Annotated in this window: 19 protein-coding genes; 10 read left to right on the top strand and 9 right to left on the bottom strand. The window is 67.4% G+C overall.

The annotated features are described in order from the left end of the window. Window positions 1-41: 41 nt before the first annotated feature. Window positions 42-695, bottom strand: a complete 654-nt coding sequence (locus tag TK49_RS17385) for a GntR family transcriptional regulator (protein ID WP_045220266.1) — start codon at window positions 693-695, stop codon at window positions 42-44. Between the two features lie 456 nt (window positions 696-1,151). Continuing rightward, on the bottom strand, window positions 1,152-1,757 hold the full coding sequence (locus tag TK49_RS17380) for a cysteine dioxygenase family protein (RefSeq protein ID WP_045218477.1): 606 nt from the start codon (window positions 1,755-1,757) through the stop codon (window positions 1,152-1,154). Between the two features lie 169 nt (window positions 1,758-1,926). Here TK49_RS17380 and TK49_RS17375 point away from each other — a divergent pair, with 169 nt between their 5' ends. Together TK49_RS17375 and metC are read left to right on the top strand one after the other, a co-directional pair. Then, window positions 1,927-3,552 carry a rhodanese-like domain-containing protein gene (locus TK49_RS17375; protein ID WP_045218474.1) on the top strand — a complete coding sequence of 542 codons (1,626 nt, stop codon included), beginning with the start codon at window positions 1,927-1,929 and terminating at the stop codon, window positions 3,550-3,552. Then, entirely contained in the window at window positions 3,549-4,772 is a 1,224-nt protein-coding gene (metC, locus tag TK49_RS17370; protein WP_045218472.1) for a cystathionine beta-lyase, read from the top strand. Before TK49_RS17375 ends, metC begins: the two co-directional genes overlap by 4 nt. A gap of 11 nt (window positions 4,773-4,783) precedes the next feature. Here metC and TK49_RS17365 read toward each other — a convergent pair whose 3' ends face one another. The 5 genes from TK49_RS17365 to TK49_RS17345 form a co-directional block, all read right to left on the bottom strand. Continuing rightward, window positions 4,784-5,647 carry an amino acid ABC transporter ATP-binding protein gene (locus tag TK49_RS17365; RefSeq protein WP_045218471.1) on the bottom strand — a complete coding sequence of 288 codons (864 nt, stop codon included), beginning with the start codon at window positions 5,645-5,647 and terminating at the stop codon, window positions 4,784-4,786. Then, on the bottom strand, window positions 5,634-6,317 hold the full coding sequence (locus TK49_RS17360) for an amino acid ABC transporter permease (protein WP_045218469.1): 684 nt from the start codon (window positions 6,315-6,317) through the stop codon (window positions 5,634-5,636). The genes TK49_RS17365 and TK49_RS17360 overlap by 14 nt, the downstream gene beginning before the upstream one ends. Next, on the bottom strand, window positions 6,310-7,095 hold the full coding sequence (locus TK49_RS17355; RefSeq protein WP_045218467.1) for an amino acid ABC transporter permease: 786 nt from the start codon (window positions 7,093-7,095) through the stop codon (window positions 6,310-6,312). The genes TK49_RS17360 and TK49_RS17355 overlap by 8 nt, the downstream gene beginning before the upstream one ends. 14 nt (window positions 7,096-7,109) lie before the next feature. Beyond that, entirely contained in the window at window positions 7,110-7,949 is an 840-nt protein-coding gene (locus TK49_RS17350; protein WP_045220264.1) for a transporter substrate-binding domain-containing protein, read from the bottom strand. Between the two features lie 281 nt (window positions 7,950-8,230). Beyond that, the gene (locus TK49_RS17345) at window positions 8,231-9,199 is read right to left on the bottom strand and encodes a hypothetical protein (protein WP_045218465.1); all 969 of its coding nucleotides are present in this window, start codon (window positions 9,197-9,199) and stop codon (window positions 8,231-8,233) included. Between the two features lie 479 nt (window positions 9,200-9,678). Between TK49_RS17345 and TK49_RS17340 the strand changes: the two genes are divergently transcribed. The 4 genes from TK49_RS17340 (at window position 9,679) to TK49_RS17325 (ending at window position 13,391) form a co-directional block, all read left to right on the top strand. Beyond that, complete coding sequence (locus tag TK49_RS17340; protein ID WP_045218464.1) at window positions 9,679-11,271, top strand: MFS transporter; 1,593 nt, start codon at window positions 9,679-9,681, stop codon at window positions 11,269-11,271. A gap of 66 nt (window positions 11,272-11,337) precedes the next feature. Continuing rightward, on the top strand, window positions 11,338-11,823 hold the full coding sequence (locus TK49_RS17335) for a MarR family winged helix-turn-helix transcriptional regulator (RefSeq protein WP_045218462.1): 486 nt from the start codon (window positions 11,338-11,340) through the stop codon (window positions 11,821-11,823). A 28-nt stretch (window positions 11,824-11,851) separates the two neighbouring features. Further along, complete coding sequence (locus TK49_RS17330) at window positions 11,852-12,823, top strand: magnesium and cobalt transport protein CorA (protein WP_045218460.1); 972 nt, start codon at window positions 11,852-11,854, stop codon at window positions 12,821-12,823. A 10-nt stretch (window positions 12,824-12,833) separates the two neighbouring features. After that, on the top strand, window positions 12,834-13,391 hold the full coding sequence (locus TK49_RS17325) for a DNA-3-methyladenine glycosylase I (RefSeq protein WP_045218456.1): 558 nt from the start codon (window positions 12,834-12,836) through the stop codon (window positions 13,389-13,391). On the opposite strand, the gene TK49_RS17320 is transcribed toward TK49_RS17325, so the two are convergent. Together TK49_RS17320 and TK49_RS17315 are read right to left on the bottom strand one after the other, a co-directional pair. After that, window positions 13,388-14,608 (bottom strand): CynX/NimT family MFS transporter, encoded by a 1,221-nt coding sequence (locus TK49_RS17320; protein WP_045218454.1) that lies wholly within the window; start codon window positions 14,606-14,608, stop codon window positions 13,388-13,390. The two genes, TK49_RS17325 and TK49_RS17320, sit on opposite strands and share 4 nt — an antisense overlap. A 92-nt stretch (window positions 14,609-14,700) precedes the next feature. Beyond that, window positions 14,701-15,582 carry a Rossmann-like and DUF2520 domain-containing protein gene (locus TK49_RS17315; RefSeq protein ID WP_045220263.1) on the bottom strand — a complete coding sequence of 294 codons (882 nt, stop codon included), beginning with the start codon at window positions 15,580-15,582 and terminating at the stop codon, window positions 14,701-14,703. Window positions 15,583-15,767: 185 nt separating this feature from the next. On the opposite strand from TK49_RS17315, the gene TK49_RS24270 reads away from it, so the two are divergent. From TK49_RS24270 to TK49_RS17295, 4 genes are all read left to right on the top strand, one after another. Continuing rightward, window positions 15,768-15,923 (top strand): DUF3309 family protein, encoded by a 156-nt coding sequence (locus tag TK49_RS24270; protein ID WP_045218452.1) that lies wholly within the window; start codon window positions 15,768-15,770, stop codon window positions 15,921-15,923. Between the two features lie 131 nt (window positions 15,924-16,054). After that, window positions 16,055-17,626: an efflux transporter outer membrane subunit gene (locus TK49_RS17305; RefSeq protein ID WP_045218450.1), complete on the top strand. Its 1,572-nt coding sequence runs from the start codon at window positions 16,055-16,057 to the stop codon at window positions 17,624-17,626. Continuing rightward, window positions 17,623-18,765 (top strand): efflux RND transporter periplasmic adaptor subunit, encoded by a 1,143-nt coding sequence (locus TK49_RS17300; protein ID WP_045218447.1) that lies wholly within the window; start codon window positions 17,623-17,625, stop codon window positions 18,763-18,765. Before TK49_RS17305 ends, TK49_RS17300 begins: the two co-directional genes overlap by 4 nt. Continuing rightward, on the top strand, window positions 18,762-21,857 hold the full coding sequence (locus tag TK49_RS17295) for an efflux RND transporter permease subunit (RefSeq protein WP_045218445.1): 3,096 nt from the start codon (window positions 18,762-18,764) through the stop codon (window positions 21,855-21,857). Before TK49_RS17300 ends, TK49_RS17295 begins: the two co-directional genes overlap by 4 nt. Window positions 21,858-21,905 lie beyond the last annotated feature (48 nt).

Raw genomic sequence — 21,905 nt, 5'->3', positions numbered from 1 at the left:
AGGTGCCGGGCCCAGACCATTGGGCCGGGCACATACCGGCGCTAGACCGTGAAGAACTCCGGACGCTGGCGGCGCGTGATTTCAAGCACGGGAAGCACGCGGTCCAGATGCTCGCGCATGGCGCGCACGGCCTGCTTCGGGTTGCTCGAGGCCAGCGCGTCGATCACGGCGCGGTGCTCCGCGAGCACCTCGCTCATGCGCCCTTCCAGCGGAAGCGTCAGCAACCGGTAGCGGTCGATCTGCGTCTTGACGTCCAGGATGATCTGCCACACACCGGGGTAACCCGACAGCTCGGCCAGCGTGGCGTGAAACGCTTCGTCGGTGCGGAAGAAACCGCGGCGGTTGCCTTCTCGCGCGCATTGGGCCTGGCGCTCGAGCACGACGTTGAGCTTGTGGATGCCCTCGGGCGTCATGCGCTCGGCTGCCTTCTCGATGATGGCGGCCTCCAGCGCGCTACGCACGAGCATGGCTTCTTCGAGCGTATTGAGCGGGATGCGCGAGACGAACGTACCGACGCGCGCCTGGACATCGATGAGCCCCTCTTCAGCGAGCCGCTGCACAGCCTCGTGAACGGGCGTGCGGCTGGTGCCGAACTCTTCCGCCAGCGCTTTCTCGACGATGCGCGTGCCCGGCAGCAGTTCCATCTCGACGATGCGCTCGCGCAGGCTCAGATACACGCGGCGGGACGCGGTCATGGTGGCCGGATCCTCAGACGGCGAGGGGCGTTGGCGCGAAGTCATATGGCTCGCAACAGGATTCGGGGTGGCAAGGGAAAGGTCGGCAACGCACTGCCTGAGGCTGTCGGCATGGGCCGGTCGGATGGCGTTGCGGGCATCATGATAGCGGCAAAGCTCACGCGCCCGAATGGAAGGCAGACAGGTGCAGCGTGTGCAAACCGTGCCCGGCAGGCCGGGCGCTCAGCACCGGTGGACCATGCCGATGGGGTGCCGAAGATGGCCTGGGCAGCGCACCTGCAGTAGCCCCGGCGGTGTACTGCATGCTGGTGTTAGACACCGCAACGTCGAACTGCGGCGGGGGCGTGTGCGAACCCGGCGGCGCCGACGGGTAGCCAGCGTTGAGGGCCGATGCGGGCACTCGAAACCCAATGCGTCAGCGGCGGCTTCAATACCGCTACGGAGCTCGGACCGCGCTCAGGCTGCCTGCCTGGTCGCGCTCATGTAGTTGCGGTTGTAGTTCAGCACACGCCCGGTGGCGAGATCGAAACCGATGCGGCCCGTGAGTGTTTCGAGGGCGCGGCCGTACAGGTGGAAGTGCCGGGTCGGAGTGTTGCCGACGACGTGGATGCTGTGGATGTCGTCGTCCAGGAAGGTGATGGGCGTGCCCGGCTGCACCACCACCTCCCGCGCCAGGCTCAGCGTGGCCCGTTCCGGATCACGGCCGTCATCGGTGCGCGTGTAGACGCGGTTCACCTCTTCGCCTTCCAGCGCGACGATCACCGCCCATGTGGTGTGGTTGTGCGGTGGCGTCGCCTTGCCGGGGTTGATGGAGTTCAGGTACAGCGCGAAAGTCTTGTCCGCCTCTTCATGCAGGAGGTAGCGGCTGGAGGCATCGGCATCGTCCGCAGGGGGCGGCGGAAAGGCGTCGAACGGAAACAGCGACTCCTGCGCGGCCAGTTCCTGGAGCCGCTCTGCAATGCGTGCAAGCGATGCGCGCGTGATGCCGTCCTGCGCTGCTATCGCACGGACGGCGACGAGGGTTTGACGGATGGCGTGGTCGCGTTGCTCGGCGAGGCTCATGGCAGATCAGGTCAGAGGAAAGACACCGGAGTGTAGAACGCTGAACCGGCGCCACCAAGGCATGATCCTGCATATGGATAGATGCATCGCTTCGTTCTCGCGTGCGTGCCGGCGTGCCTACCATGGCTGCCTCCAGCAACCGCAGAATACGCATCCACGCGAGGCCCGCATGTCCGTTCCATCCATCCACGCCACCACGCTCAAGACCTGGTTGCATGACGGTGCCGAGATCGCGCTGTTCGACGTGCGCGAAGCCGGCGAGTTTGGTGAAGGGCACCTGTTTCTGGCCACGCCCGTGCCCTACAGCCGGCTGGAGGTGGAAGCCGTGCGGCTGGCACCCCGGCGCGCCGTGCGCCTCGTCGTGACCGATGCCGATGGCGGCGCCCTCGCCACACTGGCTGCGCGGCGCCTGACCGATCTCGGTTACACCAGCGTGCACGTGCTGGAAGGCGGCAATGCGGCTTGGCAGGCCGCGGGGTATGCGCTGTTCCAGGGTGTCAACGTGCCGTCCAAGACGTTCGGCGAGCTCGCGGAACTGGCTTACCAGACGCCGCATATCACGGCGGGCGAGCTCGCCGCCTGGCAACGTGAACACAAGCGGCACATCTTGCTCGATGGGCGCACCGTCGCCGAATACCGCCGCATGACGATTCCCGGTGCGGTGTCGTGCCCGAACGGTGAACTGGCGCTGCGTGCGCCTGCGCTCATCCCGGATGACGACACGCCCGTCGTCGTCAATTGCGCGGGCCGCACGCGCAGCATCATCGGTGCGCAGACGCTGCGCAACCTCGGCCTGCGCAACCCGATCTATGCCCTGGAAAACGGTACGCAGGGCTGGCAACTGCATGGCCTCGCGCTCGAGCACGGCGCAGACCGTCGCTACCCCGACACGATCGACGTGCCTGCGCGCCGCCGTGCGCAGGAAGCCGTCACCGAGCTGTCGCGCCGGTTTGCCGTACCCAGCGTCACCGCCGCCGATGTCCGGGCCGAGCGGCAGCGCGACGCGCGCACGGTCTTCCTGCTCGATGTGCGCCCTGCCGAGGCGTTTGCACGCGGCAGCCTTCCAGGGGCGGTGCATGCGCCGGGCGGCCAGCTGCTGCAGGCGACGGACCAATACGTTGGCGTGCGCGGGGCTCGGCTGATCGTCTTCGACGACGATGGCATCCGCGCGCCGGTGATCGTCAGCTGGCTGCGGCAGATGGGCCACGATGCCATCGTGCTCGACGGTGGCCTGAGCGAGGCGAATGCCGCCGCACTCGTGCAAAGCGACGCGGCGTGGCAGCCGCCCGCGCTCTCTGGCATCGCTGCCGCAGCGCTGCACAATGGCCTCCCGCATGGGCAGACGCAGGTGTTCGATCTGCGCAGCAGCGCGGCCTATCGCGCGGGCCACATCCCCGGCGCACGCTGGGCGACACGGCGCCAGTTGGCTGGTGTGCGTGGCGTGCATGTGGTGCTCGTCGATGACGATCCCGCTGTCAGCGCGCTGGCCGCGGTGGACGTGCGCGAGCACGGCGCCGCGTCCGTGCAGCGCCTGGATGGCGGCATCCCTGCCTGGCACGCCGCCGGATATCCGCTCGAAGCCACGCCCGCAATGCCGACCGACCCCGAGCGCATCGATTACCTCTTCTTCGTGCACGACCGCCACGACGGCAATCTCGAGGCGGCGCGCGGCTACCTGGCCTGGGAAGTCGGCCTCGTGGCGCAACTCGATGCGCTGGAACGCGCCGCCTTCAAGCCCGGCTTGCCCGCGCACGCGCGTGCCGCATCCGAAGCCAACGAAGTGGAGGCCCAATGACGCACGACGTCCGCCAAGCCTCCGGAGCGCTGGCCACCCGCATCGTCCACGCAGGCAGTCCGCCGTTTGTGAATGGCACCGCGCCCGTCAACGTGCCTGTCGAGCGCACGAGCACCGTGCGCCATGCCAGCACGGCGGCCCAGCACGATGTGCATGCGCGCCGCAAGGCCGGCGAGAACGTCGCAAGCTACGGCCGCCATGGCTCACAGACGCACCGCGCCCTGGAAGACGCATTGCTGGCGCTTGAAGGCGGCGTGCGCGCGTTCCTGGTGCCCTCCGGCCTGTCAGCGATTTCGCTGACCTTTCTCGCGCTGCTTTCGCCCGGCGACCACGTCATCGTGACGGATAGCATCTACGCCCCCGTGCGACGGCTCGATGCGGCGCTGTTGCAGCGGCTTGGCATCGAGCTGTCGTACGTGGACCTGGCTGACGGACAGCTCGAAGCGGCCATCCGGCCGCATACGCGGCTGATCTATACGGAATCGCCCGGGTCACTGCTGTACGAAATCTATGACCTGCCCGCCATTGCGAGCGTGGCGCGGCGCCATGACATTGTGCTGGCGACGGACAACACCTGGGCGTCGGGCATCCTGTTTCGTCCGCTGGATGCAGGGGCGGATATTTCTGTGCTGGCCGCCACCAAGTACGTGGCGGGGCATTCTGATGTGATGCTGGGCGCGGTCATCGCCCGCACGGATGCCGTGGCCGCACGCCTAGCAGCCGCGCACGATGTGCTCGGCCTCACCATCGGGGCAGACGACGCCTACCTCGCCCTGCGCGGCGTGCGTACGCTGCCCGTGCGCATGGCGCAGCACCAGCACAATGCCACGCGCGTCGCCCGCTGGCTGCAATCGCAGCCCGGTGTCGGCCGGGTGTATTACCCCGCGCTGCCGGATGACCCGGGCCACGCGCTGTGGAAGCGCGATTTCAAGGGCGCGAACGGCCTGGTTTCGTTCGTGCTCGAAGGTGCCGACGTGCAGGCAGCCGAGCACGTAGCCGATGCGCTGCGCTTGTTCGCCATTGGCGCATCGTGGGGCGGCTACGAAAGCCTCGTCACCGTCGTGGCACCGGAGCGTCTGGATGACCACGCGCAGTGGAACCGGGCCGGCGCCGTGCTCCGCCTGCACGTCGGGCTGGAAGACGCGGACGATCTGATAGCCGATCTGGCGCAGGCGTTGCAGCGCGTGCCTGCGGCGGCGTTGCATGCCATTGGTGGGTGAGTTTCAGGCGGTCAGACCGCAAACGCCGCGCTGCTGAAGGCGGCGTGCCACGGTGCGTGCGGGGCCGGCGCTGCACCGGCATGCCCGGACAGCGCACGCCGCAGGAACGCACGCGTGCGTCCGCTGGCCGGGGACGCGAACAACTGTGCCGCAGGCCCGCGCTCCACCACCACGCCGTGTTCTGTGAATACCACCTCATCACTGATCGCGCGCGCGAAGGCCATCTCGTGCGTGACGAGCACGCAGGTGAGCCCATCGTCTACCAGCGCTTCGATCACGTTGAGCACTTCGCCCACGGTTTCGGGGTCGAGCGCGGACGTGACTTCATCAAACAGGATCAGCTCCGGGCGCATCGCCAACGCACGCGCAATCGCCACGCGCTGCTGCTGGCCGCCGGAGAGCTGGCCAGGGTAGGCGCGGGCCTTGTCGGCCAGGCCCACCTTGCTGAGCAGCGCGTGCGCGTCGGACTCCGCCTCCTGGCGGCTGCGGCCGAGCACGCGCACGGGCGCTGCGGTGAGGTTGTCCAGCACGCTCAGATGCGGAAACAGGTTGTACTGCTGGAACACGAAACCAATGCGCTTGCGCAGGGCAGTCGTTTCGGCTTCCGTGGCAAGCTGGTCAACGCGAATGCCATCCACCGCGATGCTGCCGCGCTGTGGGCGCAGCAATCCGCTGATGCAGCGCAGGAGCGTCGACTTGCCCGACCCCGACGGGCCGATGATGGACACGGCCTGGCCTCGCCGAACATCGAGATCGATACCGCGCAGGACGTGCGTGGTGCCGAAGCTCAGGTGCACGTCGCGCAATGCGACCAGTGGCCCGGCGGCGTAGGCATCGGGCGACGCGTCGAGAGGCAGGAGATCAGGCGACGACATGGGCGCGCTCCAGGCGCCGGGTCAGGCGCGAAATGGGGTAGCAGTAAACGAAGAACAGGGCGAGCACGGTGAAATACGTCAGCACCGTAAACGGCGTGCGGTTGACGGTGTTGCTCGCGATCTGCGCGGTGTCGAGCAGGTCGTGAACGCCCACCAGCGACGCCATTGCCGTGCCCATGGTGATGACCGCATACAGGTTCATCCACGAGGGCAGCATGCGGCGCACGCATTGCGGCAGCACGATGCGCCAGAGGATGTCGCGGCGCGTGAAGGCGAGCGATGCGGCTGCCTCCCATTGCGTGGACGGAATGGAGAGCACCGCGCCCCGGAAGATCTCGGCCACGTGTGCGCTGGCGGGCAACGCGAGCGCCAGCGTCACCTTGAACCAGTCGGGAAACGGCACGACATGGCCGCGCACGACAACCTCGAATGGCACGGCATACGCAATCCCGTAGACCAGCACAAGCCACGGCGCATTGCGAAAGGCCACAACGTAGGTCCCGGCCACGCGTTGCCAGCCGCGTGCGGGCGACAGATGCAGCGCGCCCACCGCAAGCCCCGCCAGCGAACCGAGGCCAACCGCCAGCACGCTGATGCCGATGTTGATGCTCAGTCCGCGCAGCAGGGCGGGTGACCAGTGCAGCAAGGTCGCAAACAGGGTCTCAGGCATGCGCGGCTCCTGCGATGGCCTTGGCCTGGCCGGCTGTGCCGTAACCCGGCATGCGCAGGCGCCGTTCCAGCCACAGCCCGATGGCGTGCACGGCATAGGTGACCACGCCGTAGAACAGCAGCAACAGCACCATGCATTCGAGCACGTTGTCACGTTGCGTCCAGATCATCAGCGCGCTGTAGGTGAGGTCGCCCACCGCGATGGCCGATGCCAGCGATGACGCTTTCACCAGCTCCACTGTGTTGTTCATCAGCGAGGGCAGTGCGGCGCGAAACGCCAGCGGAAGCTGCACGCGCCACAGCCGTTCCCGCGCGCTGAAGCCGAGCGACGCGGCGGCTTCGAGCATGGCGGGCGGCACGGCTTCGATGCCGGCGCGCAGTGCTTCTGCGTGGAAGGCTGCCTTGTGCAGCGAGAGCAGCGTTACCGCCCAGAAGAACGGCGTGAGCGGATTGGTCAACTGCCACTGCGCCAACGCCTGCGTGATGAGCGTGTTGACGACCAGGAACGCGCAGCACAACTGCACCAGCGTGGGCGTGTTGCGCGTGAGTTCGACAAAGCCCTGCGCAAGCCGCGTCACACGCCTGTGCGGCGACACCAGCAGGCGTGCCAGCCCCACGCCAAAGACAAGGCTCAGCACCACGGTGCTCAACATCACCAGCAGCGACGTCTTCGCACCCTGCAGGAGCGAGTTGCGCTCGTAGGCTTCAGCCAGGAACCCGTAGTCGAGGCCGGTGTGGCGGACCAGCGCAATCGCGCGCAGAAGCAGGTCGTCGGTCAACGGCAGATCCTCGGTCAGCTGCGATTGGCGCGCAGCTTGTCATGCCACTCCACCAGCGCGGGCGAGGGCGGCTGGATGCCATGCTTCTTCTCGGTTTCGATCAGCCAGCCGGTGCGGTGCCAGCCCTGCACGATGCGATCGAGCGCGGCCACCGTGTCGTTCTCGCCCTTGCGTGCCCAGATGACGGTGGGCGCGGGAATGAGGTCGGGGCCGACGACGCGGTAGTCCTTCCATTCCGGGTTGGTGCGCGGCAGCGGCTGCAGCAGCGTAGCGTCGTGTACGGCCGCGGCGCAGTTGGCGCCGCGCAGGGCCAGCAGCGATTCGGCGGGGCTCTTGAAGCCCTTGGGCGTGGCGCCGATGTCGGCGGCCAGCGGCTTGGTGTAGCTGCTGCCTTGCGACAGGCACACGTCCTTGCCCTTGAGGTCGCTCCACTGGTGCACGGGGCTGTCTTTAGGGACGAGCGCCACGCCACCCACGCGGTAGTAGGGGGTCGGCACGTGCGCCAGGAGTTCCGCGCGTTCCGCATTCAGTTCCATCGATGCCACGAGCACATCGACGCGCCCCTGCTGCAGAAACTGCACGCGGTTGGACGGCTGCACCTGCACGGTCTCGACTTCGACGCCCAGCCCGCGCCCCAGCGCCTGTGCAAGGTCAACGTTGAAGCCGGTCGCCCGCTGCGTGGCGGGGTCGATGGAGCCAAACGGGCCGCCTGACAGCACGACGCCCACTACCAGCTTCTTGCGCTGCTGGATCTTGTCGAGCGTGGCATCGGCATGGGCCGTAGCGGCCACCAGCAGTGAGGCGGCAGCCACCGCGGCTGAAAAAAAACGGAACCCAGCAGAACGAGCGGACATTGCATGCAGCCCATGGTTTTGGAGGCAGCCATTGTCGAAGAAGCCCATCGTGCGGGGAACGAATAAAAACTGGAAACGTTATGCGCTCCTGATGCCTTCGCGCCGCGTGTGCGAGCGTTGTTCCATATTTCCAGTCCGCGCGCGCAGAAGACCATGTCATTTCCTTCGTTGGCGCATACGGACGATTCTTCAATACTCGGCAGTCGCATCCGATGATGGCGTTGCCGTAGTGGCTCGCCGTCCGCTGCGTGGCCAATCCGATAGCGCGTCCAGGCTAGCCTTCAGTTCTGCGTCAGCGGATTCAGCGTTGTGCAGAGGAACCCACTGCAGTTGCTGGCCTTGAAGTAGTAGGACGCCGACGTGCCGATCATGAGGTCCCCAAGGTATGCGTTGCTTTGCGCGCCAAGGTCGTTCAGTTGCTGGATGTACGCTGCGCTCGCCGTCTGCATGGTCGCCGGCTGGTACGTGAACGAGGACGATTGCGTCTGATCCTTGACGTAGACCCAGGCGGAGTCGGTGCCGAACCCCAGCGCCCCCTTGGCACGGTAGCCATTGGCACCTTCGCTGTTCGCCTGCGCAATGAAATCGCTCGACGTTGCCGGCAGCGTCAACGCATGGTAGGTGTAGGTCGCGTTCGAGGCATTGTCCTTCATGTACAGGCTCGTGCTCCCCGGGCCCAGCATGATCGGGCCGACCAGCCAGTAGCCCGACTGTCCTTGCCCGTTGGCCTGCGTGAGGAACGCGGCCTGGCTTGCTGGCCAGGCCAGGGCAGCGTAGGTATAGGTCGCAGACGACCCACCGTCCTTGCGATACAGGTTTCCATACGTCAGCGGACCTTCAAAGCGATAGCCGCGCGCGCCCTCCGCATTGGCCTGCGCGAGGAAGGCCGACGCGCTGCTCTGTGCGCCAGCCAGTTCGTACGTGTACGTTTGCGCGGTGCCGTCGTTGACGAAGACCGAAGTCGTCGTGGTCCCCGATGCGTTGAACCGATCGCTCAGGTAGCGGAAGCCTTTTGCGCCTTCGCTGTTCAGGAGCGCCAGGAAACTCGCCGCATCTGCAGCGGGCGACAGGGCTTCATAGCGCAGCGTCAGCGTGCTCCCGCCGTTGGAGCCCGAGCCTGTACCCGGTCCATTTCCAGTGCCCGTTCCCGTTCCCGTGTTCGGGCCGGTCGAAGCCGTTGAGGAGTCGTCACCGCCGCCACAGGCAGTGAGTACAACACAAGTCATTGCGATCAGCGCTGCGGTTTTCATGAGCTCACCTGGGAAAAATGCAAACGGAAACGTGCGTGCACGGGCCCGCCGTGCGCGGGGCGATTGGCAATCAAGCCGTGCGACCTGCCTTCAACCGATGATGGGCTGCCTCCGCCGGGGTGGGCGACTGACATACGCCGACGCCGCTTGCGAGTGCAGCCGCGAAATAACTATACCGGTCTATCTCATTTCAAATGGTGAGCGTTTGGTAACAGACGCAGTCTCATTGGATATGCGCGAGAACAGGCGTCCGGAGGGTGGGACTTTCGCAGTACTGCGTGGACGAAAGGCGCGCCGTTCGTCGTACCAGTCAGGATTTGGCTGATGCGTGCGCGGGAATACGACCCGCTTCACATACGCTTTTCCAGCGGACTCTTGTTTCATCCCGATCAACGGCCAGCAGGCGAAACGCGATTTCGCTACACTATTGATTGACGAAGCAATCGTTGATGCATCATTTGTATCCTGCCCCTGCTGCCATGGCCGTCCATACCGCGCTCCCGCACTCGCATACCCAGGTCCTGCCGTTCAAGGAATCGCTGCTGGCGATGATCGGCATCTGCTTTGTTGTCGTTCTGGTGGCGTTCGACCAGACCGTGGTCGGCACCGCCCTGCCGACGGTGGTGGCGGAACTGAAGGGGTTTGAACTGTATGCGTGGGTGGCCACGTCGTACCTGCTCACCTCCGTGGTGACGGTGCCGATCTTCGGGCGGCTGGGGGATTTCTACGGGCGCAAGCCTTTCGTCATCGCATCGATCGTGGTCTTCACGCTGGCGTCGGTCATGTGCGGCATGGCGGGCAGCATGTCGTTCCTGGTGTGGTCGCGGGCGCTGCAAGGCGTGGGTGGCGGCATGCTCGTTGGCACGGCCTACGCCTGTATCCCGGACCTCTTTCCCGATGCGCGCGTACGATTGCGCTGGCAGGTCATGCTCAGTGCGTCGTTCGGCATTGCCAACGCCATCGGCCCGACGCTGGGCGGATGGATGACGCAGGCGTTCGGCTGGCGCTCGGTGTTCTACGTCAACATTCCGTTTGGTGTGCTGGGGCTGTGGTTTGCGTGGCGCTTCTTGCCGCATCTGCGCCAGAACACGCACACCGGGCGCGTCCGGCTGGATTGGCAAGGCGCACTGCTGATTACGGTGGCGCTCGGCGCGCTGCAGCTGTTCGTCGAGTGGTTGCCGCGGCACGGCCTGTCATTGCCGATGCTGGGCTGGCTGGCGTTGTCGGCCGCGGCTTTTGCGGGGCTGTGGTGGTGGGAGCAGCGTGCCGAGCAGCCGCTGCTGCCGTCCGACATGGTGCGCAATCCCGCGCTCGCTGCGCTGTTCGTGCTCGCACTGCTGTCGGGGTTTTCGATGTTCGCGGTGCTCTTCTATGCGCCGCTGCTGTTCCAGGGCGGCTTCGGCATGTCGCCGCAGCAGGCCGGGCTGGTGATTACGCCGCTGGTCGTCTGCATCACGCTGGGCAGCATCATCAACGGGCGCATCGTCACGCGCATCCCTGAGCCGAATGCCATGCTGTATGCCGGCTTCGCGTTGTTGACCGCGGCGTTGGCCGGCATGTCGCTGTCCTCGAGGGACATGCCGCACGCGGTGCTTACGCTGCTGATGCTGCTGGCGGGGCTGGGCCTCGGCTTCGTGCTGCCCAACCTCACCGTGTTTGCGCAGCAGACGGCGGGGCGCGCACACCTGGGTATCGCGACCGCGCTGCTGCAATCGCTTCGCATGGTCGGCGGGATGGTCGGGACGGCGCTGGTCGGCACGCTGGTGACCGAACGCTATGCCGCCGGCGTTCGCGATGCGCTGAGCGCCGACAACGCAACGCACTGGCTGCGCCCGTTGGCCGACCCGAAGATCCTCATCGATCAGGAGGCGCAGGCCGCCCTGCTTGCGCACCTGCATGCCGCCGGCCACGATGGTGCGGCGCTGCTCGAGGCTGCGCGCCACGTGCTGGTGGGCGCCATCCACATCGGCCTTGTGGCAGCCACGGTGGCGGCGCTCGTGGGCCTGTGGCGGGTACGGCGCGTGCCGCCGGTGGTGCTCCATCACGTCGAACCGGTGCAACACACAGACTAGCCCGAGTACGCCACACCGGCCGACAGCGGTTAGCATGCGGGGTTTCAGCACTTTCACGCTTGATCCATGACCTCTGAACGCGAACGCTTCGCCGTCATGCACCAGTTTGGCCGGACCTACCGCGCCTTCATGGCCGCTTTCGAGGCGCATGTCGGCCAGCCGATGCCGCGCTGGCGCATCCTGCTCGCGCTGCACGACCACACCGGTGGCGGCATGGCCCAGAAGCAGCTGGCCGAGCGCCTGCAGATGGACCCCGGTGCGCTGACGCGCCAGCTCAAGGTGCTCGAGCAGCTCGGCTGGATCGAACGCACCACCGATGCCCGCGACAACCGCCTGACCAACGTATCTCTGTCCGACGCCGGTCTGGCCGTCGTGCTCGACTGCATGCCGCGACGCATCGCCTTCATCAATGCCACGCTCGACGGGCTGCCCGACGATCTCGTCCACGCGCTGTCCGAAGCGCTGGCGCAGATCGAAGCGCGCATCGCAGAGGTGCCCTTGCTGCCGGGCACGTCCGCTTCCAAGACCGCCAGTCAGCCAGAAGACCGATAACGCGCGCAGAATGCGCCCGGAGACAACCATGTCCATGGTGATCAACAGCGCGCTGTACCGCAACGGCAAGCGCGAGCGCGATCTTTCCGTCGAAGCCATCAGCGACGTCCTGCACACGCCGGGCTCGTTTGTCTGGCTCGGCCTGCACGAGCCGGACGACGCGATGCTCAAGCGCGTGCAGGAAGAGTTCGGCCTGCACGACCTCGCCATTGAGGACGCCCGCAACGCGCACCAGCGCCCCAAGCTCGAAACGTACGGCGACACGCTGTTCATCGTGCTCAACACCGCGCAGATGGACGACGGCAACGTCGTCTTTGGCGAGACGCACCTGTTTGTCGGGCGCGATTTTCTTGTCTCGGTGCGGCATGGACCGTCGGCGTCGTATTCACCGGTGCGCGAGCGCTGCGAACGCACGCCGCAACTGCTCGCCAAGGGCGCGCCGTTTGCGCTGTATGCAGTGATGGACTTCGTGGTCGACAACTATCAGCCCGTGCTGCATCGCATGCAGGACGAGTTCGAGCAGATCGAAAGCCAGATCTTTGGCGATACGTTCGACCGCGGGGCCATCGAGCGGCTTTATACGCTCAAGCGCCAGCTCCTGCGGTTGCGCAACGCCGCGCTGCCGGTGGAAGACATCGCCGGGCAACTCATCCGCCTGCACGAAGAGGTGGTCCCGAAGGAATTGCGCGCCTACTTCCGTGACATTGCCGACCATGCACACCGCGTGGTGGGCGCGCTCGACGTGATCCGCGAAATGCTGACCACGGCCATCTCCGTGAACGTCGCGCTGGTGTCGGTCACGCAGAACGACATCGTCAAGCGGCTGGCGGGGTGGGGCGCTATCCTTGCCATCCCGACCGTGGTGTTCAGCAACTACGGCATGAACTTCAAGGGCATGCCGGAGCTGGAGCACCCCGCCGGCTACCCGATCGTGCTGGCATGTACGGCCGCCGCCTGCGTGTGGCTGTATCGCAAGCTGCGCAGGTCCGGCTGGATCTAGGAGACAAGAGATGGCGCGTTGCTGCTGGGTTGGCGAAGACCCGCTGATGATCGAGTACCACGACACTGAATGGGGCTCACCTTCGCACGATGATCGTCACCTCTACGAGATGCTCGTGCTCGAAGGCGCCCAGGCCGGGTTGTCGTGGCAGACCATTCTGCGCAAGCGGGCGCGCTACCAGGAAGTGTTCGAGGGGTTTGACCCGGCGCGCGTCGCGCGTTTCACGCCCGCGCGCATCGAGAAGCTGCTGGCAGACCCGGGCATCGTCCGCAACCGGGCCAAGGTGGAAGGCGCCGTCGTCAACGCGCGCAAGGTGCTGGAGCTGCAGGAAGAAGCGGGTTCGCTCGATGCGTTCCTGTGGGCATTCGTCGATGGCAAGACCATCGTCAACCGCTGGGACAGCTACCGCGACGCCCCCGCCGCCACCGATGTCTCCAAGGCGATGAGCAAGGCGCTGGTGGCGCGCGGCTTCAAGTTTGTCGGCCCTACCATCTGCTATGCCTTCATGCAGGCCACGGGCATGGTGGACGACCACGAAGCCGGCTGTTTCCGCGCCGGCAAGCGCTAGCTGGACCGCTCGGCGTGCAGCGTGCGGTTGCGTCCGGCCAGCATGCCCGCCACGATGGACGCCAGCGCAATCGCGCTGAACAGCCAGCCCATCACGGCCCAGTTGCCGGTCAGGTCGTGCAGCACACCCATGAGGTACGGGCCGGCTGCCGCCATCGTATAGCCGATGCCCTGCGTCATGGCCGACAGGCTGGCTGCCACGCGCGCATCGGCCGAGCGCAGCACGATCAATGAAAGCGCCACGCTGAAGTTGCCGCCCTGACCGAGGCCCAGCAGCACCGCCCACCACCACAGCGTGGACAGCGGCGCATAGAGGCAGCCGAGCAGGCCCGCCCAGCACATCAGCATCATCAGCAGCACGGCCGGGCGCTGGTCGCGGCCGAGCCGCGCTACGAACGGGCCGCCCAGCGCGGTGATGAGCTGCATCAGGATCGACACCGCCACCACAACGCCTGATTGCACCGCAGACAGCCCCCGGTCCTGCAGGATCACGGGCAGCCATCCGAACACGCAGTACGCGAGCGACGATTGCAGACCCATGTGCAGCGTCACCTGCCAGGCAATCGGCTTGTTCCACAGCGAGACGCGTTCGAGGCGCGTGGCGGCGTGCTTGCCATGCGCATGCCGCATGTGCGGCCACCAGCCGATGAAAGCCAGCAACGCGGGCAGCGCCCAGAACGCGAGCGCCGGCTGCCAGCCGCCAAGCCATGCCGACAGCGGCGCCGTCGCGCCGGCGGCAACGGCCGCACCGAAGCACAGCGCCATCGTATAGACGCCGGTCATCAGGTCGGCCTGGCGGCCGAAATCGCGTTTGACGATGCCCGGCAGCAGAATGCCGGTCACGCCGATGCACGCGCCTGCCGCCAGCGTGCCGACGAAGAGCGGCGCGACACCCCCCGCGCTGCGCAACGCAATGCCCGCTGCCAGTGCGACGAGCAGGCCGCCAACGGCACGTTCCGCACCGAAGCGCCGCGCGAGCACCGCTGCGGCCGGCGCGAAGAGTCCCAGGCACAGCACCGGCAGCGTCGTCAGCAGACCCGCCGTGGCGCCCGACAGCCCCGTGCCGGCCGTCACCTGCTTGAGCACCGGCGACAGGCTCGACAGCGCCGGCCGCAGGTTCACGCCCACCAGCACCAGGCCGATCACCAGGAGGATCAGCGCGCCGGTCGAGCGGCGTTCAGCGTGCGGGGTGGCAGACGAGGACGGTGTGGAGGACATGGTAGAGCGGGGCGTCGAGGCAGGGTGCCGATTGTAAGCAAGGCCCTGGATTGGTGCATGCCTGCGGCCCAATCCCTATGACGCCGATGCAGTTATTGCGGCGGATCGAGGCGCCGCGCGAGACTCGCCAGCACGTCGGCAGGCGGTGCACCGCGTTCTGCCGCCAACGCGAGCGCGCGCCGGGTGAGCGCCGTATACAGCGCAGCGTGATCCGCGCCCAGCGTATCGAGCGCGTGCAGGTGTTTGTCGATGACGCCGCCGTCGCCTCGAGAGACGGGGCCTGACAGCGCGCCCGCCAAGCCGCGTGCGCGGGCCGCGGCCAATGTGCCGTCCACCAGAGGCCACATGGCGGCCACTGCGGCGTTGCGATCGATGCCCGCCGCTTCCCACAACGTCGCCGCTTCGTGCAGCGCGCACAGCAGAAAGCTGGCGGCGTAGTTGGCCCCGGCGTGGTACAGCGCACGCTGGCCGGCGCGCACCTTCAGCGGCGTGCAGCCGAGGCGCTGCGCAAAGCCGGCGAGCGCGGCGTCGTGTGGAGCGTCGGCGTCGATGGCGACGGAGGCGCCCCCCAGCCGCTCGGCATCATCCGGCAGGCCGGCAAAGAGAAACAGCGGATGAAAGCTGGCGGTGTCGGCCCCGGCACGTCGCGCGGCGGCAAGCAGCTCGCGCTCCCCAGCGCCACTGCAGTGGATGACGAGCTGCCCGGGGCGCCAGCGGACGCGTTGCGCCACGGTGGCGATCGCGTCATCCGGCACGGTGATGAAGACCCAGTCCGCCGCATCGGCCACCCCTTGGGCGTCGAGCGCGTCGGCGCCGGTGGCTTGTGCCAGCCATGCCGCATGGGCAGGAGTACGGCTGGCCACCGCAACGGTCTGCGCCCCAGCGTCGCGCGCCCGGGCGGCAACGGCGCGAGCGAGGCGGCCGGCCCCGATCCAGCCGAGCGAAGCCGGCGACTCCATCGAAATGGAAGACATACGCAACCCCTTGATCAGAACGGCCGGATCATAAGCCGCGCGATGCATGGTGCATGCAATTAACCGCCAGCAATTTTCTGCGCCAGGCCAGGCAGCCGGCAATGGGAACGAGGCGTGCTAGGTGACGAACAAGACCGTCGCTCGCCCCCGGGTGACGGCATACCAACACGAAATCAGGAGGCATCATGCTGGGTACCATCCTCATCATTGTTCTGATCCTGCTGCTGATCGGCGCGCTGCCGTCCTGGCCGTACAGCCGCGGCTGGGGCTACGGGCCCACGGGCGGGCTCGGTCTGATCGTCGTCATCGTGATCATCCTGGTGCTGCTCGGCTACATCTGACGGGCATGTGCGTCTTTCTGAGCATCGCCTGACCCTTACCTGCGGTTGAACGGCCGCCGTCGCGGCGCAGGTGTCTTGCGAACGCTTGACTGGGCATAATTCCGGCTGCGTTCCCGAAGGACACTTTCTCCATGACGACAGGTCGATGCGCCGGCCGCCCAGCGCACGGCGGGCGGGCGCGATATGCCGCGCTGCTGGCGGCGCTCGCGCTGGCCGCCTGCGCGGTCGGGCCCGATTACCGTGCGCCGCAACTCGGCGGCACCGAAGCTCCGCAAGGCTGGCACGCCACGCTGCCGCACCACGGCAGCCGTATGGCGCTGGCGCGCTGGTGGGAGCAGTTTCGCGATCCGGTGCTGACCCGGCTCGTCGAGCAGGCCGACGCGACGAGCCCGACGCTGGCCCAGGCGGTCGGTCGCGTGCGCGAGGCGCGGGCAAGCGTTTCAAGCAGCCAGGCGGCACTGTTGCCGCAGCTCAAAGGCACCGGCTCGGCAACGCGTCAGGGCGGGTTTGGCAGCAGCCAGTTTGGCGGGGCGTCCGGCTTTGGCGGGGTGCCCGCCGGCACGCTCGGGCCGACGCCCGGCCTGGGCACCATCACGACGCTGGCCGCCCAGTCCGACGCCTCCTGGGAGATCGACCTCTTTGGCGGCAAGCAGCGCAGCCTGGAAGGCGCAGACGCTCGCTTGAGCGCGGCCGAGGCAGATTGGCACGACGCGCGCGTATCGCTTGCCGCAGAAGTCGCCAACACCTACCTTCAGCAGCGCGAGTGCGAGGCGCTCGTCGAGATCGGCGCTGCGACGCTCGCTTCACGGCAGGAGACGCTGCAACTCACCGAGCGGAAATTTCACGCGGGCTTCGTCACCCCCGCCGATCACGCACAGGCGCAAGCCACCGTGGGCGATGCCATCAACGCCCTGGAAGCGCAGCGCGCGCAATGCGCCCAGGGTATCGACAAGCTCGTCACCCTGACTGGCGTCGACCACGACACGTTGAACGGCCTGCTCGCCCAGGCCGGTGCGCAGATTCCCGCCCCGCCCGATGCCGGCGTGCCGGAGGTTCCGGCGCGGGTGCTGTCGCAACGGCCCGATGTGTCGTCCGCCGAGCGCGCGCTGACCGGTGCCAGCGCAGACATTGGCGTGGCGGTCGCCAGCCGGTTGCCGTCGATCACGCTGGCCGGTTCCATCGGCATCAATTCCTTTCGCTTCAGCGGCCAGTCGGTGACGACGAAATCGTGGTCGTTCGGGCCGTCGGTGTCGCTGCCCATCTTTGATGGCGGTGCCGGCGCCGCGCGCGTCGAAACCGCCCGTGCCCGCTACGACCAGGCGCTGGCAAGCTACCGCGCCAAGGTCCGCCAGGCGGTGCAGGAAGTGGAAGACGCGCTGGTGCGCCTGGATGCCGCCGAGCGCCGCCTCGATGCCGCCACGAAGGCCGATGCGCAATACGCGAAGGTGCTCGAGGCCGCCAATGCCCGCTATCGGCTGGGCGCGGGCAGCCTGCTGCAGCTGGAGGATGTGCGCCGCATGGCGTTGCAGGCTTCGCAATCGCTGGCGGCCGTCAGGCTTGAGCGCGCGCAGGCGTGGGTCGCGCTCTACAAGGCCGTGGGCGGCGGCTGGCGCGAAGACGACGTCGCCGGCGCGCTACCTGATTCCACTCATGCTCCCGCGTCTGCCGCACAGGGCGGCGCGCCCACCGGAAACGCTTCATGACAGGACAACGTGTTTGGATGGCCGGCCTCGCCATGGTGCTGGCCAGCATGCTGGCGGCATGCGGAAAGCCCGCGGCGCAGCACCAGAACAAGCAGCAGGCCGCCAAGCCCGCGCTGGCCGTCAACGTGGTGCATCTGGTGCAGCGCGTGTGGCCACGTATCGCCACGGCCAGCGGGGCGGTCCAACCGTGGCAGGAGGCCAGTGTCGGCGCCGAGGTCAACGGGCTGAAGCTGGCCGAAGTGCTCGTCAACGTCGGGGATGTGGTCAAGCAGGGCCAGTTGCTCGCTCGCCTGTCGGATGAGACCGTGCGCGCCGATGTGGCCGCGCAACGCGCCACGCTCGTCGAGGCCGAAGCGTCGGCCGCACAGGCGGCCGGTGAGGCGCGCCGTGCGCATGAGCTCGACAAGAGCGGCGCCATCAGCCAGCAGGATCTGATCCAGTACGACACGCAGGCCAAGACGGCGGCCGCCAAGCTGGCTGCCGCACGCGCGCAGTTCGACAGCCAGCAACTGCGCCTGCGTTACACGCGCGTGGTGGCGCCCGACGATGGCGTGATCAGCGCGCGCTCTGCCACCGTGGGCGCGGTGGTGTCGTCGGGTACGGAACTGTTCAAGCTGATCCGCAAGAACCGCCTCGAATGGCGCGCCGAGATGCATGGCGAGGTGCTGCCGCGCATCCAGCCCGGCCAGGCCGTGCGGCTGCGCCGCATGGACGGCGGTGTGGTCGAGGGGCGTGTGCGCCAGGTTGCGCCCACGGTGGATGCCAGCACGCGCAATGGCCTCGTCTACGTCGACCTGCCCGCGCAGGCCGCGGCGTCTGGCGTCAAGGCTGGCATGTACCTGTCGGGCGACGTGCTGCTGGGCGACGCGCCGGCTGCGACGCTGCCGGAGTCGGCCGTGTTCTCGCGCGACGGCTACGACTACGTGATGGCGCTTGTTGCACAAAACCGCGTCCGCCAGACCAAGGTGACGGTGGGCCGCCGCCAGGACGGGCAGGTCGAGATCGTGCAGGGCATTGGGCCGAACGATGGCGTGGTGGCCGCAGGCGCCGCCTTCCTGAGCGATGGCGACACGGTGCGTGTGGCGGACGCCAGTGCTGCGGCGTCCGCGGCATCGGCGCCCGCAGGAGCCCGGCGATGAACTTTTCCGCGTGGGCGATCCGCAAGCCGATTCCGTCGATCCTGCTGTTCATCCTGATCACGGTGGCGGGGCTGGTGTCGTTCAAGATGCTGTCGATCCAGAATTTTCCGGACATCGACTTCCCAGCCGTGTCGGTCACGGCCACGCTGCCGGGCGCCACGCCCACGCAGATGGAGACCGAGGTCACGCGCAAGATCGAGGACAGCATCGCCAGCATCGGCGCCATCAAGCACATCACTTCGACCATCAACGATGGCAGCTCGACCACGATGGTCGAGTTCCAGCTCGAAAAGGATGTGCAGGAGGCCGTGAACGACGTGCGCGATGCGGTGAGCCGCATCCGCGCGCAGTTGCCGTCCGACGTGCAGGAACCCGTCATCTCGCGGGTGACGTTTGCCAGCCTGCCCGTGCTGACCTACGCCGTGAATGCGCCGGACATGGACCCGGAAGACCTCTCCTGGTTCGTCGACAACACGGTCAACAAGCGCCTGCTGTCGGTGCATGGCGTGGCGAAGGTCACGCGCCAGGGCGGCGTGGACCGCGAAGTGCGCGTACAGCTCGACCCCGTGCGCCTGCAGGCCCTGAACGTGACGGCCGCCGAGGTCAGCACGCAGGTGCGCGGCATGCAGCAGGAGGCGCCGGGTGGGCGCGGCAACATCGGCGGGCAGGAGCAGGCCGTGCGCACGCTGGGCACTGTGAAGAGCGCCCGCGAGCTCGCGCAGATGGACATCCCGCTGTCCGACGGCCGGCGCATTCGCCTCTCGGATGTGGCCGACGTGCGCGACACCGCCGCCGAGCCGCGCCAGATGGCCCTGCTCGACGGCAAGCCGGTGGTGAGCTTCCAGGTGTTCCGCTCGCGCGGCGCGAGCGAGATCTCGGTCGCCAAGGGCGTACGCGACGCACTGGCCAGGCTGCAGGCCGAACGCCCCAACGTGCAGGTGACTGAGGTCTACAACATGGTCAAGCCGGTGTCCGATGCGTACACCGCATCGATGCACGCGCTGTACGAAGGCGCCATCCTGGCCGTGCTGGTGGTGTGGCTGTTCCTGCGCGACTGGCGCGCGACGTTCGTGTCGGCGGTGGCGCTGCCGCTGTCGATCATCCCGACGTTCGCCGCCATGGACATGCTGGGCTTCACGCTCAACGGCATCACGCTGCTCGCGCTGACGCTGGTCGTCGGCATTCTGGTCGACGATGCCATCGTGGAGGTCGAAAACATCGTGCGCCACCTGCGCAACGGCAAGAAGCCCCTCGAAGCGGCCATGGAGGCGGCGCAGGAAATCGGCCTGGCGGTGATTGCGACCTCGCTCACGCTGGTGGCGGTGTTCCTGCCGACGGCCTTCATGGGCGGCATCTCGGGCAAATTCTTCAAGCAGTTCGGATGGACGGCGTCGCTGGCGGTGCTGGCCTCGCTGCTGGTGGCGCGGCTGCTCACCCCGATGATGGCCGCCTACCTGCTCAAGCCGCAGGCCGAGCCGAACCGCGATGGCTGGATCATGACGCGCTATCTGCGCGCGGCGCGCTGGTGCCTCGTCCACCCGTGGAAGACGGGCGGCATGGCGGCGGCGTTCTTCGTTGTGTCGGTCGCCATCATCGGGCTGATTCCAGCGACGTTCCTGCCGCCCGAAGACTGGGCGCAGCTGCAGATGACGGTGGAAAGCCCGCCCGGCAGCACCATCGCACAAACGCGCGACAACACCGAACGCGTACGCAGGATCATCATGCAGCACAAGGAAGTGCGACGCGTGTACACCGCCATCGGCTCCGGCGTGATGGCCGGTGTGCCGGGCTCGAGCGGCGGCGAAGTCCGCACCGGCACGCTGACGATCTCGCTGACGGACCGGCACGAGCGCCACATCAGGCAGCAGGGCGTGCAGCGCCAGCTGCGCGAGATGCTCGAGGGCGTACCCGGCATGCGTATCTCATTCGGCGCGGTCGGTTCCGGCGAACAGCTGCAGGTCGTGCTGGCCGGCGACGACCCGGTCACGCTGCAGCGGGCCGCGCGCGATGTCATGCGCGACTTGCGCACCGTGCCGGGGCTGGGTGCCGTCACCTCATCCGCGAGCCTGCTGCGGCCCGAAATCGTCATCCGCCCCGACTTTGCGCGCGCGGCACAGCAAGGCGTGACCGCCGCGGCGATTGGCCAGGCCGTGCGCGTGGCCACCGCCGGCGACTACGACGTCAACCTGCCCAAGCTGAACCTGCCAGAGCGGCAGGTGTACATCCGCGTGGAGCTCGACCCGAAGGCGCGCAACCAGATCGATACGATCCGGCAGTTGCGCGTGCCGGGGCGCAACGGCGCGGTGCCGCTGGAGAACATCGCCGACATTTCCATCGCCAGCGGCCCCGCGCAGATCGACCGCTACGACCGCAGCCGCAATGTCACCATCAACGTGGGGCTGGAGGGGCGCGCGCTCGGCGACACCAACGAGGCCGTGGAGGCGCTGCCCTCCATCAAGAACCTGCCCGCAGGCGTGCACCGCATTGCCGCCGGCGATGTCGAGGGCATGCAGGAGCTGTTCGGCAGCTTCTTCCTCGCCATGTTTGCCGGCGTGCTGTGCGTGTATGCGGTGCTGGTGCTGCTGTTCCACGACTTCACGCAGCCGGTGACGATCCTGGCGGCGCTGCCGCTGTCGGTGGGCGGAGCGTTCGGGCTCTTGGCGCTGTTCGGTTTCAGCTTGTCGTTGCCGGCGTTGATCGGCTTGCTGATGCTGATGGGCATCGTCACCAAGAACTCGATCCTGCTGGTCGAATACGCCATCGTTGCGCGGCGCGATCTCGGCATGTCGCGCACCGAGGCGATCATCGACGCCTGCCACAAGCGCGCCCGCCCCATCGTCATGACCACGGTGGCCATGACGGCGGGCATGGTGCCGATGGCGCTCGGCCTGGAGGGCGATGCCGGCTTCCGCTCACCGATGGCCGTGGCGGTGATCGGCGGTCTGCTGACTTCCACGCTGCTGAGCCTGCTCGTGGTGCCGGTGGTGTTCGAGAAGGTGGACGACTTTAAAGAGTGGGCCTTGCACAAGTTCCGCGGCGTGCGCCATCACGGGAACCGGGCGGAGGGCGCGTCCGAGCATGGCCCGCGCTAGGTGTAGCATCGGGCGGTCTGCCAACGTACCGCGCTGCGGAGACCGCCC

Source organism: Ralstonia mannitolilytica (assembly GCF_000954135.1).
GTDB classification, from domain to species: Bacteria; Pseudomonadota; Gammaproteobacteria; order Burkholderiales; family Burkholderiaceae; genus Ralstonia; species Ralstonia mannitolilytica.
The sequence above is the reverse complement of the archived record's forward strand: the minus strand, read 5'-3'. Positions and strand labels throughout refer to the sequence as shown.